Source organism: Brevundimonas sp. (genome assembly GCF_004210735.1).
Lineage (GTDB): Bacteria > Pseudomonadota > Alphaproteobacteria > Caulobacterales > Caulobacteraceae > Brevundimonas.
In genome coordinates, this window is sequence record NZ_SDZL01000004.1 from 16,938 (window position 1) to 29,330 (window position 12,393).

The 12,393-nt window shown below is 68.5% G+C and carries 16 protein-coding genes; 10 read left to right on the forward strand and 6 right to left on the reverse strand.

Annotated features, from left to right (window positions below):
* Positions 1-68: 68 nt before the first annotated feature.
* On the forward strand, positions 69-662 hold the full coding sequence (locus EON91_RS01355) for a type 1 glutamine amidotransferase domain-containing protein (RefSeq protein ID WP_292091076.1): 594 nt from the start codon (positions 69-71) through the stop codon (positions 660-662).
* Here EON91_RS01355 and EON91_RS01360 read toward each other — a convergent pair.
* Positions 659-1,315, reverse strand: coding sequence for a methyltransferase (locus tag EON91_RS01360; protein WP_292091077.1), 657 nt, complete (start codon positions 1,313-1,315; stop codon positions 659-661). The genes EON91_RS01355 and EON91_RS01360 overlap by 4 nt on opposite strands.
* A gap of 23 nt (positions 1,316-1,338) precedes the next feature.
* Positions 1,339-2,286, reverse strand: coding sequence for a fatty acid desaturase family protein (locus EON91_RS01365; protein ID WP_292091079.1), 948 nt, complete (start codon positions 2,284-2,286; stop codon positions 1,339-1,341).
* 134 nt (positions 2,287-2,420) lie between these two features.
* On the opposite strand from EON91_RS01365, the gene EON91_RS01370 reads away from it, so the two are divergent.
* The 3 genes from EON91_RS01370 to EON91_RS01380 are packed head-to-tail and all read left to right on the forward strand — an operon-like array spanning position 2,421 to position 4,008.
* Positions 2,421-2,828: a hypothetical protein gene (locus EON91_RS01370; RefSeq protein ID WP_292091080.1), complete on the forward strand. Its 408-nt coding sequence runs from the start codon at positions 2,421-2,423 to the stop codon at positions 2,826-2,828.
* Positions 2,828-3,028 (forward strand): helix-turn-helix transcriptional regulator, encoded by a 201-nt coding sequence (locus EON91_RS01375; RefSeq protein ID WP_292091083.1) that lies wholly within the window; start codon positions 2,828-2,830, stop codon positions 3,026-3,028. Before EON91_RS01370 ends, EON91_RS01375 begins: the two co-directional genes overlap by 1 nt.
* 38 nt (positions 3,029-3,066) lie before the next feature.
* Positions 3,067-4,008, forward strand: a complete 942-nt coding sequence (locus EON91_RS01380) for an alpha/beta hydrolase (protein ID WP_292091084.1) — start codon at positions 3,067-3,069, stop codon at positions 4,006-4,008.
* A 173-nt stretch (positions 4,009-4,181) separates the two neighbouring features.
* Here EON91_RS01380 and EON91_RS01385 read toward each other — a convergent pair whose 3' ends face one another.
* The 3 genes from EON91_RS01385 to ppk2 are packed head-to-tail and all read right to left on the reverse strand — an operon-like array spanning position 4,182 to position 6,873.
* Positions 4,182-5,030, reverse strand: a complete 849-nt coding sequence (locus EON91_RS01385; RefSeq protein WP_292091085.1) for a DUF3298 and DUF4163 domain-containing protein — start codon at positions 5,028-5,030, stop codon at positions 4,182-4,184.
* A gap of 37 nt (positions 5,031-5,067) precedes the next feature.
* Positions 5,068-6,087, reverse strand: coding sequence for a UbiA family prenyltransferase (locus tag EON91_RS01390; RefSeq protein ID WP_292091086.1), 1,020 nt, complete (start codon positions 6,085-6,087; stop codon positions 5,068-5,070).
* 39 nt (positions 6,088-6,126) lie between these two features.
* Positions 6,127-6,873 (reverse strand): polyphosphate kinase 2, encoded by a 747-nt coding sequence (ppk2, locus tag EON91_RS01395; protein WP_292091088.1) that lies wholly within the window; start codon positions 6,871-6,873, stop codon positions 6,127-6,129.
* A gap of 147 nt (positions 6,874-7,020) precedes the next feature.
* Here ppk2 and EON91_RS01400 point away from each other — a divergent pair, with 147 nt between their 5' ends.
* The 3 genes from EON91_RS01400 to EON91_RS01410 all read left to right on the forward strand — a co-directional run bounded on the left by EON91_RS01400 (position 7,021) and on the right by EON91_RS01410 (position 9,369).
* Positions 7,021-8,151 carry a serine hydrolase domain-containing protein gene (locus EON91_RS01400; RefSeq protein ID WP_292091089.1) on the forward strand — a complete coding sequence of 377 codons (1,131 nt, stop codon included), beginning with the start codon at positions 7,021-7,023 and terminating at the stop codon, positions 8,149-8,151.
* A 54-nt stretch (positions 8,152-8,205) separates the two neighbouring features.
* Positions 8,206-8,967, forward strand: coding sequence for an extensin family protein (locus EON91_RS01405; RefSeq protein ID WP_292091091.1), 762 nt, complete (start codon positions 8,206-8,208; stop codon positions 8,965-8,967).
* 198 nt (positions 8,968-9,165) lie between these two features.
* Entirely contained in the window at positions 9,166-9,369 is a 204-nt protein-coding gene (locus EON91_RS01410) for a cold-shock protein (RefSeq protein ID WP_292091093.1), read from the forward strand.
* Positions 9,370-9,449: 80 nt separating this feature from the next.
* Here EON91_RS01410 and gluQRS read toward each other — a convergent pair whose 3' ends face one another.
* Positions 9,450-10,298: a tRNA glutamyl-Q(34) synthetase GluQRS gene (gluQRS, locus tag EON91_RS01415; RefSeq protein WP_292091158.1), complete on the reverse strand. Its 849-nt coding sequence runs from the start codon at positions 10,296-10,298 to the stop codon at positions 9,450-9,452.
* Positions 10,299-10,377: 79 nt separating this feature from the next.
* Between gluQRS and EON91_RS01420 the strand changes: the two genes are divergently transcribed.
* The 3 genes from EON91_RS01420 (at position 10,378) to EON91_RS01430 (ending at position 12,388) form a co-directional block, all read left to right on the forward strand.
* Complete coding sequence (locus EON91_RS01420) at positions 10,378-11,034, forward strand: DNA-3-methyladenine glycosylase (protein WP_292091095.1); 657 nt, start codon at positions 10,378-10,380, stop codon at positions 11,032-11,034.
* Positions 11,031-11,681, forward strand: coding sequence for a trimeric intracellular cation channel family protein (locus tag EON91_RS01425; RefSeq protein ID WP_292091096.1), 651 nt, complete (start codon positions 11,031-11,033; stop codon positions 11,679-11,681). The genes EON91_RS01420 and EON91_RS01425 overlap by 4 nt, the downstream gene beginning before the upstream one ends.
* Before the next feature lie 134 nt (positions 11,682-11,815).
* Entirely contained in the window at positions 11,816-12,388 is a 573-nt protein-coding gene (locus tag EON91_RS01430; RefSeq protein ID WP_292091098.1) for an HNH endonuclease, read from the forward strand.
* Positions 12,389-12,393: the final 5 nt, after the last annotated feature.

Sequence of the window (12,393 nt, forward strand, 5' to 3'; positions counted from 1 at the left end):
GCCGCAACCGATGCGCCCGGCCGGGGTTGATCGATCTCCTCAACACCGCGATTTCGAAGGAGACACCCATGGGTCAATTGACCGGAAAGACCGTCGCCGTCCTGGCCACCGACGGCGTCGAGCAGATCGAACTGCTGAAGCCCGTCGAGGCGCTGAAGACCGCAGGCGCGACGGTCGCCGTGGTTTCGTTGAAACCGGGCTCGATCCAGGGCTTCAACCATCTGACGCCGGGCGACGCCATCGCGGTGGACACAACGCTGAGCCAGACGGACGCCGGTGTCTATGACGCCCTGCTGCTGCCTGGCGGCGTGGCCAACCCGGACCAGCTGCGCGGTGACAAGGACGCGGTCGCCTTCGTGCGGGCCTTCTTTGACGCGGGCAAGCCGGTGGCCGCCATCTGCCATGCGCCGTGGATCCTGATCGACGCGGGCGTGGTCGAGGGGCGCACCCTGACCGGCTACAAGACCATCCGCATCGACCTGAAGAACGCCGGAGCCACTGTGGTCGATGAAGAGGTGGTGGTGGACGAGGGCCTGGTCACCAGCCGCATGCCCGACGACATCCCGGCCTTCAATGCGAAGATGATCGAGGAATTCGCCGAAGGTCGTCATCGTGGCCAGCGCGCGGCGGGGGTCGAGGCGGCCAGACCGACCTACAGCTAGTCCAGGTTCCAGACGCGCGAGCGCTTGACCTCCTGATCCTCCAGCTCGCGCGTCGTCGGCACGCTGTATTCGGCCAGCAGGGTCAGGCCGGATTTCGGGAAATAGCTGCGGCCCGGATCGCCGACGATGACGCGCGTGCCGTTGGCGCGGGCGCGGGTCAGCCAGGCCATCATCGCCTCGGCCATCGGCCTTTCATAGAAAACGTCGCCGGCGCAGATCACATCGACGGCGGGCGGCGGCGCGTCCAGAAGGTTGGCGTCGATGAAGGCGATCTGGACCCCGTTCGCCCGCGCATTCGCGGCCACGGCGGCGGCGCAGAAGGGGTCGATGTCGGCGGCCAGGACATAGGCCGCGCCGGCCTTCATCGCCGCGACCGCGACCAGGCCCGAGCCGGTGGCCAGGTCGATGACTCTCTTGCCCGCGACCTCTTCCGGGTGATCCAGCAGCCAGCGCGCCAGCGCCTGACCGCCCGCCCAAGCGAAGGCCCAGAAGGGCGGCGGCAGGCCCATCTGGCCCAGTTCTTCCTCCGTCAGACGCCAGATCGGCGTGACCTCGTCCGCCATCCACAGCGAAATCTCGGGTGTGTGCGAGACCGGCTGCAGGCGGGTGTTCTGGCGGATGAACTCGGGGGCGTTCTCGGGCGTCAGGCGCATGGCGCGCTTCTAGGCCAGACGGATCAGCGACGCGAGGCGGCCAGCCGCAGCACCTCGACGTAGCCGGACGTCACCTCCATGTCCGCGCCCCGGGGCCTGGCGCGAACCGCGCGGTGCAGACGCGGCAGCTGCCAGCAGGGGACGTGCATGAACAGGTGATGCTCGGCGTGGAAATTGACCCAGTAAGGGGCGATAAAGGCGCGCTCCCACCAGGCGGCGCGGGTGGTGCGGGCGGCGCGGAAGGCGTCGGTCGCCGAGCCTTCGACGCAGGCATGTTCGGCGATGTTCCGCAGCCGCGTCACCATCGGGAACCAGGTCGCCATGGGCAGCAGCCACAGGGCGAACCATGCCCACCACAGGCCGGTCGCGACAAAGGCGGCCAGCATGGCGGCGTTGACGATCAGGAAGGGGGCAACCGACCGGCCCGTGACGATGGAATCGTAGTCGTGGGCGGCTTCGTCCGCCAAGACGGCGCCCCGACGCCTTATGGCCAGCGGCAGCAGCACCCGCTGCTTGAAGAAGGTCTGGCCGGTCAGGTCGCGGACGATCTTGCGGCGTAGCGAGGCGGGCGTGACGGGAAAGGGCGCCGACAGCATCAGGTCGGGGTCTTCCGGGTTCTGGGCGAAGCGGTGGTGATTCAGGTGATACGGGCGATAGGCCGTCAGGCTGGCCCCGATCGGCACGGCGCACAGCCAGTGGCCGAGAAAATCGTTCAACCGCGCATTCCTGGACAGGCCGCCATGCGCCGCCTCGTGCATCAGAATGGCCAGGCCCAGCTGGCGCGTGCCGATCACCGCCACGCAGACCGGGATCAGCAGCGGCCAGATCACGCCCGTCGCTATGGCCAGGGCGATGACGCCCCAGCAGTGCGCGACCAGAAGCGGCCCCGTCCAGACGCTGCGGCTTTGGAATGGCGCCCATTCCTCGGGCGTGAACAGCACGGCGGGCGAGATGCGCGGGGCGGCGGCCATGGGGGCAGTCTAGCCCGTTTTCCAAAAGGACGCGACCTGAGCTTAGATGTCAGGCTATCCTGATAAAAAGTCAGGTTGACATGACATATCGCGCATGTAAGGTTATCCTTACACAAAGTCAGGAGCGCCTTCCAATGGACTGCATCAGCGAAAAGCCTAGGACCTCGGCCGCCAGGAAATACGGCTTCCGCACCATGGCCTTCATGGGCGGCTATACGGCGGTGATGGTCGCCATCATCGGCGGCGCGTTCGACCGCATCCAGAACACGCCTGCCGCCTGGATCCTGGCGCTGGCGGTGTCTGCGCCGATCGCGGGGCAGATCTGGGCGATGCTGAGCTATCTGCGCGAATCCGACGAGTTCGTCCGCGCCCTGACGGCCAAGCGGTTCATCGTCGCCTCGGGCGTGTCGATGGCCCTGTTCAGCGCCTGGGGCTTTGGCGAAAGCTTCGCCGGGGCGCCGCACGCCGAGGGCTGGCTGATCTATCCGCTGTTCTGGGCGGTGTTCGGCCTGATCTCGCCGCTGATCCGGAGCTCGCGCTGATGCGGAACCGGTTGAAGCTGCTGCGGGTCGAGCGTGACTGGACCCAGGAACAGCTGGGTCAGGCGCTGGGCGTCTCGCGTCAGGCGGTCAACGCCCTGGAGACCGAGAAACACGATCCGTCGCTGGACCTCGCCTATCGCATCGCCGCCCTGTTCGAGCGGCCGGTGGAAGAGATTTTCGCAAACCCGCACGCCGGTTGATCCGGCGGACGCACCCCTCACACACAAGGATCAAGACCATGCTGCATCTCCGTCAATCCGGAGGGCGCTCGCCCCTGCGCGCCCTGTTCCTCGCCTCCATCGCCGGCGTGTCCATCGGGGCGGGCGTCATGGCCGGGCCGGCCCTGGCTGAACCCGCGCCGGTTCAGGCGCCCGCCGCCTTCGCCTCCGATCGTCTCAGCGTGCAGGTGGCGGGGTCCGGCCCTGACGTCATTCTGATCCCCGGTCTGGCTTCGTCTCGCGAGGTATGGACCGCCCAGGCCGAGCGGCTGAAGGCGACCCATCGGGTGCATCTGGTGCAACTGGCGGGCTTCGCCGGGGAGCCGTGGAGCCATGGCGACGGCGCCTTCGTCCAGCCGGTGGTGGACGAACTGGCCCGCTATGTCCGCGAGCAGGGGCTGAACCAGCCCGCCGTCATCGGCCATTCGATGGGCGCCCTGGTGGGACTGCGGCTGGCGCAGACGCATCCGCAGACGGTCGGCCGATTGATGAGCGTCGACAGCCTGCCCTTCTTCAGCGCCCTGTACGGTCCCACCGCCACGGTCGAAACCGCCGCGCCCATCGCCGCCAACATGGCCCAGACCCTGATCGCCATGCCCGACGACGCCTTCGCCGCCAGTCAGGCGCAGACCGGCGCCGGAATGGCCCGCGATCCGGCGACGCGCGAGGCCATCGTGCGGTGGAGTCTGGCGTCCGACCGTCACGCCATCGCCGCCGCCATGCGCGACGTGATGACCACCGACGCCCGACCTGGCCTGGCAGCCATGCGCACGCCGGTCACGGCGCTGTATGCGTCAGACGCCGACGGCGGGGCGCCCGCCGCCATGGCCGACGCCCTGTGGGCGCGCGAGTATACGACCCTGCCGGGGGTGAAGCTGATCCGTGTCGATGACAGCCGCCATTTCATCATGGCGGATCAGCCGGGGCGGTTCGGCGAACTGGTGGATGCGTTTCTGAAGTAGGCGCGACATTCTCCCTCCCACGAAGGGGGAGGGTGGTCGACGCGAAGCGGAGACCGGGTGGGGAGGGCTTGGTGATACCAGGCGCGGCGCTTGATTTGCCTTGCCGCCCCCACCCGGCTTCGCCCTGCGGGCTCAGCCACCCTCCCCATGAAGGGGAGGGAGAGGCGTCGCGCTTATCCGCGGGTCGGCGTCACATCCCCGCTCTTGACCGGCTGACCGGCGAACTCGTCGGCATAGGCGGGGTTCAGCAGGGCGCGGAAGACGGACTGGGGCACGGCGATGGAATAGGCGCCGTCGGAATAGGGTCCAACCTGATAGGCGCCGATCATGAAGGTCAGGCCGCCCGCCTTGCCCGGAACCGTGCCGGGGGTCAGGACGAAGGGCGTCTGGGCGGCGGGGGGGCAGGACCAGTCCTTGCCCGTCAGGCTGACCGGCTGGGCGCCCGGTGAGCGGACGCCCTTGGCCTGATTGACGGCGTTGCACAGGGCCTGGTCCAGGACGGCGAAGTCGGCGCCCTTGCGGAACAGGTCGGCGATCGTGATCTGGCGCTTCAGCGCCTTGTCCCACAGCACGCCGGTGAACAGGGTGTTGCCGTGCGCGCCGCCGGTGAAATCGTAATCCTCGCGGCGCAGGCTGAACAGCTTGCCCGTTTCCGCCCCGGCCTCGACGGTGATCAGCTTCTCATACGGAGCCATGCCGCCGTCGCCGCCGGCCTCGGTCCGGTCGGCCTGGGCGCCCTCGACGAACTGGCGCAGATCGCGCACCGCCCCGGCGTAAAGGCGGGCGTGCAGGTCTGGCTGGCCCTTGAGCGCAGCAGGCAGGCTGAGCTTGACCGAGGCGAACTGGTTCTTGCTGTCATAGGACAGGGGCGCGGCGGCGTCGGCGCTGGTCACCGGCGCCTCTGCCTCTGCCACTGCGGCGGGCGGCGGGGCGTCGGGGGCCTTGTCCTCGCGGCGTTGGCAGGCGGACAGCGTCGCCGCGACGGCGGCGCCGATCAGCAGGAACCGGACGGGAGAGGTCATGCGGAACTCCTTCATGAGGTCGGAAGCCTAGCGCGCATCAAACCAGCGCGCCTAGAGCGATGGCGGCCAGCAGGATCAGCCCGGCCTCGCGATTGGATTTGAACAGGCGCAGGCAGCCCGCCGTGTCGGTGGGATCCAGACGCCGCACCTGCCATCCCAGATGCAGGGCGTAGGCCGCGACGCCGATCCAGAACAGCGGCCCCAATCCGGCGGCCACGCCCGCCGCCCCGGCCAGCAGCACGGCCAGCACATAGAAGATCGCCACGCCCTGACGCACCTTGCCGCCCAGCCGCCGCGCCGAGGATTTCACCCCCGCCATGGCGTCGTCCTCGATGTCTTGCAGCGCGTAGATGGTGTCGTAGCCCAGGGTCCAGAACACGCCGCCCGCATAGAGCAGCAGGGCGGACAGGGCGACATGGCCGGGCGCCTTCAACGACGGCGCCATCCAGTAGCTGTCACCGCTGACCTGAACCTGCAGCACATACAGCCAGCCGAAGGTGAAAAGGCCGCCCGTCGCCGCCGCGAACCCCAGCAGGGCGCCCCAGTTGAAGGTCAGCCCCAGCCAGGCCTGCGGCCACCAGGTGATCCGCTTCATGAACGGATAGGCCGCCACCAGCCCCAGCGACAGCGCGCCCAGCAGCACCGCTGTCAGGTTCATGGTCAGCAGGATCAGCAGGCTGATCAGACTCAGCCCCGCCACGAAGGCCAGCGCCTGTTTCACCGAGATCAGTCCGGCGGGAATGGGCCGCATCGCCGTGCGCGCCACCTTGGCGTCGAAGTCGCGGTCGGCGATGTCGTTGACCGCGCAACCCGCCCCGCGCATCAGCGCTGCGCCGATGGCGAAGCCGACGACCAGCCACAACTCATACAGGCCGAACGCCCGGTCATACTGGGCCAGCGCCAGCGCGATCCCCTGCCAGCCGGGCAGCAACAGCAGCCAGGTTCCGATGGGCCGGTCGAACCGCCCCAGCTTCAGCCACGGCTTCAACCGCTCCGGCGCATGTCGGTCGACCCAGTTGCTGGGACCGGCGTCGGGAAGGGGGGCGGTGGCGGACATGCGGTCTTGATAGCGGCTTTGCAGCGGGCCGTCAGTGGGTCAGGGGAACAGGCGACCCTCGGCCGCATCGGCCGGGAAGACGATCTCGCGATCGGGCCGCTCGACCTTGCAGTCCGGTCGCCCGGCGCGGCGCAGCACATGGCGCAGCAGATTCAAGCGCGCCTTCTTCTTGCTGTCGGTGGCGATCACGGTCCAGGGCGCGAAGTCGGTGTGGGTGGCGGCCAGCATCCGGTCGCGCGCGGCGGAATAGTCGCTCCACCGCGCCTGGGCCTCGGCGTCCAGCGGCGAGACCTTGAACTTCTTCAGCGGGTCTTCGGTGCGGGCGGCCAGCCGTTTGGACTGCTCGTCGCGGCTGATGTCCAGCCAGACCTTGATCAGCGCCACCCCGTCCTCGACCAGCAGCCGCTCGAACAGCGGCGCCTCATGCAGAAAGCGTTCGGCCTGTTCGGGCGTGCAGAAGCCCATCACCGGCTCGACCCCGCCGCGATTGTACCAGGAGCGGTTGAACACCACCGTCTCGCCTGCCGCCGGCAGGTGGGGGACGTAACGCTGGAAATACCACTGGCCGGTTTCGCGCTCGGTCGGTTTGGGCAGGGCGATAACGCGGGTCTGGCGCGGGGCGGAATATTCCGTCAGCCGCTTGATCGCCCCGTCCTTGCCCGCCGCGTCGCGGCCTTCCAGGATGATGACGGTGCGGATGCCCTGACGGATGGTCCAGTCCTGGGTCTCGACCAGCTGCCGTTGCAGCGCCTCCAGTTCGGTGTCGTAATCGTCGCTCTTGCCCATGGCGGAACAGCGCGCCCGAAAGGCGAAGGTTGCAAGCTGTTTCAGACCTGAAACATCCCTGCCATGTTCGCGCCGCCGAGCTTGCGTCGAACTAAGCTGATCGTTGTTCGGCGATCCGCTAGAGCCGGAACGTCACAGGAGATCTCCATGCTCGCCACCCGCCGCACCCTTCTCGCCGGTTTCGCCGCCGCGCCGGCCGTCACCGCCTTGCCGTCCCTGTCGTGGGCGCGGGATCGCAAAACTGAATCCGACGCCGCGCTGGACGCCGCCTTCGCCGAACATGCGCCGCCCGCCATGGCTGCGGGTGTGGTGGGCCGCGACGGACTGATCTGGTCCGGCGCGCGTGGCGTGCGGGTGATGGAGGGGGCCGACCCTGTTTCCGTCGATCAGAAATGGCACCTGGGCTCGAACGGCAAGGCCATGACGGCCATGCTGTACGCCAAGCTGGTCGAGCAGGGTCGGGCGAAATGGGGCGCGACCCTGGGTGAGATCTTTGCCGGGCAGGTGATGGACGACGGCATGAAGTCGATCACCATCGACGATCTGCTGTGCCACACCAGCGGACTAAAGGAAGCCGACATCATGAACCGTGAGCGGCTGATGGCCGCGCATGCGGACCGACGCCCGCCGCACGAACACCGCGCCGATTTCACCCGCGATCTGCTGGGCAAGGCGCCGACGGGCCAGCGTGGCGTCTTCGGCTACAGCAACAGCGGCTATGTGCTGGCGGGCGCGGCGATCGAGACCATCACCAGCAAGCCGTGGGAACAGGTGATCCAGGCCGACCTGTTCGATCCTCTGGGCATGACCACAGCGGGCCACGGCGCGCCGCAGGGGGACAACCCCTGGGGCCACCGCATTCTGCCGGACGGCAAATGGGGCGCGGCCGATCCGGTGCGGGGCGCGGACAACCCGGCGCCGTTCGGACCGGCAGGGCGGATGCATATGTCGGTCGCCGACTATGGCAAATTCCTGCAGCTGTATGTGACCCGGGGCGGCGGTTTCGTTTCCGCTGCGACCATGGACAGGCTGCTGACGCCGCCCGCGAACATGGGCGAGCGACCCTATGCATATGGCTGGGGAATCCGCACCGGCGACGCCTGGGCCGCGGGCGGCCCGACGCTGTATCACAACGGCACCAACACCATGTGGTACGCCTCGGCCAATGTCGCGCCCGCGCGCGGGTTGGCTGTGTTCAGCATCGCCAATGAACGGACCCGGGGTGAACTCGCAAACCGCGCGGTGATGGAACGGTTGATCGCGATCCACGCGGCCTGATCGTCACCGAACCACGGTTGTTCCACGGCGCGCGCCGGGGCAGGGTGCGCGGCGATGGACCGTGATCTGGCCGACTTCTGGAACCTGTTGTGGGAGCTGGCCCTGGCCGGGTGCGCGGCGTTCGCCCTGCTGAACCTGTTCGCGCCCGATCAGGACCTGCCGTGGAAGCCGCTGGATCTGCGCCAGCCGCTGGGCCAGGCCACGGCGGCCAAGGTCGCCGACTTCGAAATCCCCCGCACCGCCGCCCCGGAAGAGGTCAAGGCCGTCACCGACGCCTGTATCCAGGTGCTGCGCGAGGCGGGCGTGACCGTCCAGCGGGCGGACGACCGCGACGACGGCGGCTTCTGCGTGGTGAAGGGCGCGGTGCGGATCACCGGCGGCGACGTGACGCCGCTGTCGCCCGGTGGTCTGGTCATGCAGTGCCCGCTGGCCCTGCGTTACGTCATCTGGGACCGACAGGTTCTGCGCCCCGCCGCGCGCGAGATAATGGGATCGGAGGTCGCCAGCGTGGACAATTTCGGCAGCTATTCCTGCCGCCGTATCTATGGCTCGCAGCGCCCGGGCGACCGGCCCAGCGAACATGCCCGGGCCAATGCGCTGGACGTGTCCGGGGTGACGCTGAAGGACGGGCGCCGCGTGGACCTGGCGGCCGACTGGAAGGGCGAGGGACGGGCCGGGCCCGAGGGCGGCCGCTTCCTGAAACGCGTGCGAAACGGCGCGTGCCGGGTGTTCTCGACGGTGCTGACGCCCGACTACAATGCGGCCCATCGGGACCATCTGCACCTGGACGGCGCCCCCCGGGGCCTTTGCGCTTAACCCTTTTCGCGTGGTGCGCGAATCGGTTTCCTGTTGACCGCACGCCAAATGTCAGGCGACATCTTGCCCGCAGCCCGGATTTCGCGCGGGGTCCAAACCCGTGTCTCGCTCTTTCTCCTGAACGAGGTTGTCCAGATGGGCTGACGGGCTTCCGCTTGCGGGGGCTCGCCTGGCAAGACGCGTTTATGGAGACGCAGAATGGCGACCGGCACGGTCAAGTGGTTCAACTCCACCAAGGGCTTTGGTTTCATCCAACCCGACGGCGGCGGCAACGATGTGTTCGTTCACGTCACGGCGGTTCAGAAAGCGGGCCTGCAAGGCCTCGATGAAAACGCCAAGGTCGAGTACGAACTCGAGAACCAGCGCGGCAAGACGGCTGCGGTGGATCTCAAGCTTCTCTAGGTTAAGGTCCGGGCCGTTCGGCTTCTGGATTTGCGGGCGCGGGGGCTTATCGTCTTCGCGCCCGTTTTCTGTTGGGGCCGTCAAAAGCCCAGTTCGCGGCGCAGCACCGCCGCCGTCAGGCCGCCCGTGCGCAGTTCAGCCAGGGTGACCGAACGGTCCCGCTTGGCGTAGCGCTTGCCGTCCGGCCCCGTCAGCAGTCGGTGGTGGTTATAGACTGGCGTCGGCCAGCCCATCAGCGCCTGGATCAGTCGCTGGATATGGGTCGCCTCGAACAGGTCCTGCCCCCGGATCACGTGGGTCACACCCTGCAAGGCGTCGTCATGCGTCACCGCCAGATGATAGGCGACGCCCGCATCCTTGCGCGCCAGCACCACATCGCCCGCCGTTTCGGGCCGGGCGGGGATCACGCCGGTCTCGCCGTTCGGACCCATGCCCTCCTCGACGAAGGACAGCGCGGCCCACGCGGCTTCGCCCAGATCCGCTCGCGCGCGGTCGAGCGACAAACGCCAGGCGAAGGGGCGACCTTCGGCCAGCAGCCGGGCCTCATCTTCGGGCGGATGCGGGCCGGGACGAACCGCCTCGGCCGCCCCGTGCGGCGCGTCGCCGATGGCGTCCAGAATCTCCTTGCGAGTGCGAAAGCAGCGATACAGCAGGCCGCGCGCGTTCAGCGCCTCGATCACGGCGGCATAGTCGGCCAGATGATCGGACTGGCGCCGTACCGGCGTTTCCCAGTCCAGCCCCAGCCAGGCCAGATCGTCCAGGATCGCCGCCTCATACTCGGGCCTGCACCGCGTCGGGTCGATGTCCTCGATCCGCAGGATGAACCGCCCGCCCGCCTCGCGCGCCACCGTCCACGCCGCCAGCGCCGAAAAGGCATGCCCCTTGTGCAGCCGGCCGGTCGGGGAAGGAGCAAAGCGGGTGACGAACATCGTCGCCAGCATAGCGGTTTCCGGCCGTCATCAGGAACGCCCCTTTGGCGAACCGCCGCGCCCGGCCTAGCATGGCGGTATGGCGACCGCTCCGACCCCTCAATCCATCGCCGCCGCGCGTGAGGCGCTGGCGGCCGCCGATCCGGCCCTGACGCGGGCGCATGCCCTGACGCCGGCCTTTGAGTGGCGACTGCGGCCCGGCGGCTATGAGGGGCTGTTCCGCATGATCGTGGAGCAGCAGGTCTCGGTGGCGGCCGCCGCCTCCATCTGGCGGCGCACGGTCGAGGGGTTGGGCGGGGTCGTCACGCCCGACGCGGTGCTGGCGCTGGATGTCGAGACGCTGCGCACTTTCGGCCTGTCGGGCCAGAAGGCGAAGTACGGGCAGGAGATCGCCCGCGCCCAAGCGGAGGGGCGGATCGACTTCGACCATCTGGAGCGGCTGGACGACGCCGAGGCGATCGCCGCTCTGGTGGCCATCAAGGGGGTCGGCAAATGGACGGCCGAGACCTTCCTGATGTTCTGCGAGGGTCGGCTGGACGTGTTTCCCGGCGGCGATGTGGCCTTGCAGGAGGCGATGCGCTGGGCCGATCAGGCGACACTGCGCCCGACCGAAAAACAGGCCTATGCCCGCGCCGAGATCTGGCGTCCGCACCGGGGTGTGGCGGCGCATCTGCTGTGGGGCTGGTATGGCGGGGTGAAGCGCGGCGAGATCGCACATGAGGGACCGCTGTCATGACCGCGCCGATGATCGATCCGAACCTTGCGCATCCGGAGACGGTGCTGGGCGCGCTGGACTTCGCAGGCGTCGCTGTGTTCGCCGCGACCGGGGCGCTGGCCGCCGCGCGCGAGAAGCATGATCTGGTCACCTTCGCCTTTTTCGCTGCGGTGACGGGCGTGGGCGGCGGGACCTTGCGCGACCTGCTGATCGGGGCGCCGGTCTTCTGGGTGCAGGACTGGCGCTATATGGCGATGTGTCTGGCGGCCGCGCTGGCGATCTGGATGCTGGGCGCCGGGCCGTGGCGGTTCCGCGCCCTGCTGTGGCTGGATGCGCTGGGGCTGGCCGCTTACGGCGTCATGGGCGCGGCCAAGGCGGCGGCGTTTGGCGTGTCGCCGCTGATCTGCATCGTCATGGGCGCGTTGACGGCGACTTTCGGCGGGGTGATCCGCGACCTGCTGGCGGGACAGCCGTCAATCCTGCTGCGGCGAGAGATCACGATTTCGGCCGCCCTGCTGTCGGCGACCCTGTTCGTGGGGCTGCAATGGGCCGGGCTGGGTCTGTGGCCGGCGGCGGGCATCGCCACGGTCAGCGGCTTCGCCCTGCGCGCCGGCGCCCTGACCTGGGGGTGGAGCCTGCCGGCCTTCCCCGGCGGCGGCGTTCGCTGACGTCACCGATCCTACTCAAACCCGTCATGGCGGTGCGCTCGAATCGGGGTTAGGCTTTCGACATCAGACCAAGGAAGGAGACGTGTCTTCAGTCCTGTCGCGTCGAAATCCCCCCGCATGACCGGGAGGGCCTCATGGAGGTCCTGACCCGGCCGCCGTCCGGCTGGCCCGCGCTGGTGCTGAACGCCGACTTCCGACCGCTGTCCTATTACCCGCTGTCGATCTGGCCGTGGCAGGAGGTGGTCAAGGCGGTGTGGCAGGAGCGCGTCGACGTCGTCTCGGTCTATGACAAGGTGGTGCGCAGCCCGTCGATGGAGCTGCAACTGCCCAGCGTCATCTCGTTGAAGACCTATGTCGATCAGGACCGCAGCCCGGCCTTCACCCGCTTCAACGTCTTTCTGCGCGACGGTTTCGCCTGTCAGTATTGCGGAGGGGCCTGCGCCTCGGCGTCGGAACTGACCTTTGACCACGTCATCCCGCGTTCGCGCGGCGGTCGCACGACGTGGGAGAATATCGTCGCCGCCTGCGGGCCCTGCAATCTCAGGAAGGGTGGGCGCACGCCGCAGCAGGCCAGCATGCCGCTGTTGACCCGACCACAACAGCCCAACGCCTGGCAGCTTCAGGACGCGGGCCGCCGCTTCCCGCCCCACTATCTGCACCAAAGCTGGCTGGACTACCTCTACTGGGACATCGAGCTGGAGCCGTAGGGCGG

Excerpts from the sequence above, each read along its gene's own strand:
- EON91_RS01355 (WP_292091076.1), top strand. The coding sequence starts at position 69 with ATGGGTCAATTGACCGGAAAGACCGTCGCCGTCCTGGCCACCGACGGC.
- EON91_RS01360 (WP_292091077.1), bottom strand. The coding sequence starts at position 1,315 with ATGCGCCTGACGCCCGAGAACGCCCCCGAGTTCATCCGCCAGAACACC.
- EON91_RS01365 (WP_292091079.1), bottom strand. The coding sequence starts at position 2,286 with ATGGCCGCCGCCCCGCGCATCTCGCCCGCCGTGCTGTTCACGCCCGAG.
- EON91_RS01370 (WP_292091080.1), top strand. The coding sequence starts at position 2,421 with ATGGACTGCATCAGCGAAAAGCCTAGGACCTCGGCCGCCAGGAAATAC.
- EON91_RS01375 (WP_292091083.1), top strand. The coding sequence starts at position 2,828 with ATGCGGAACCGGTTGAAGCTGCTGCGGGTCGAGCGTGACTGGACCCAG.
- EON91_RS01380 (WP_292091084.1), top strand. The coding sequence starts at position 3,067 with ATGCTGCATCTCCGTCAATCCGGAGGGCGCTCGCCCCTGCGCGCCCTG.
- EON91_RS01385 (WP_292091085.1), bottom strand. The coding sequence starts at position 5,030 with ATGACCTCTCCCGTCCGGTTCCTGCTGATCGGCGCCGCCGTCGCGGCG.
- EON91_RS01390 (WP_292091086.1), bottom strand. The coding sequence starts at position 6,087 with ATGTCCGCCACCGCCCCCCTTCCCGACGCCGGTCCCAGCAACTGGGTC.
- ppk2 (WP_292091088.1), bottom strand. The coding sequence starts at position 6,873 with ATGGGCAAGAGCGACGATTACGACACCGAACTGGAGGCGCTGCAACGG.
- EON91_RS01400 (WP_292091089.1), top strand. The coding sequence starts at position 7,021 with ATGCTCGCCACCCGCCGCACCCTTCTCGCCGGTTTCGCCGCCGCGCCG.
- EON91_RS01405 (WP_292091091.1), top strand. The coding sequence starts at position 8,206 with ATGGACCGTGATCTGGCCGACTTCTGGAACCTGTTGTGGGAGCTGGCC.
- EON91_RS01410 (WP_292091093.1), top strand. The coding sequence starts at position 9,166 with ATGGCGACCGGCACGGTCAAGTGGTTCAACTCCACCAAGGGCTTTGGT.
- gluQRS (WP_292091158.1), bottom strand. The coding sequence starts at position 10,298 with ATGTTCGTCACCCGCTTTGCTCCTTCCCCGACCGGCCGGCTGCACAAG.
- EON91_RS01420 (WP_292091095.1), top strand. The coding sequence starts at position 10,378 with ATGGCGACCGCTCCGACCCCTCAATCCATCGCCGCCGCGCGTGAGGCG.
- EON91_RS01425 (WP_292091096.1), top strand. The coding sequence starts at position 11,031 with ATGACCGCGCCGATGATCGATCCGAACCTTGCGCATCCGGAGACGGTG.
- EON91_RS01430 (WP_292091098.1), top strand. The coding sequence starts at position 11,816 with ATGGAGGTCCTGACCCGGCCGCCGTCCGGCTGGCCCGCGCTGGTGCTG.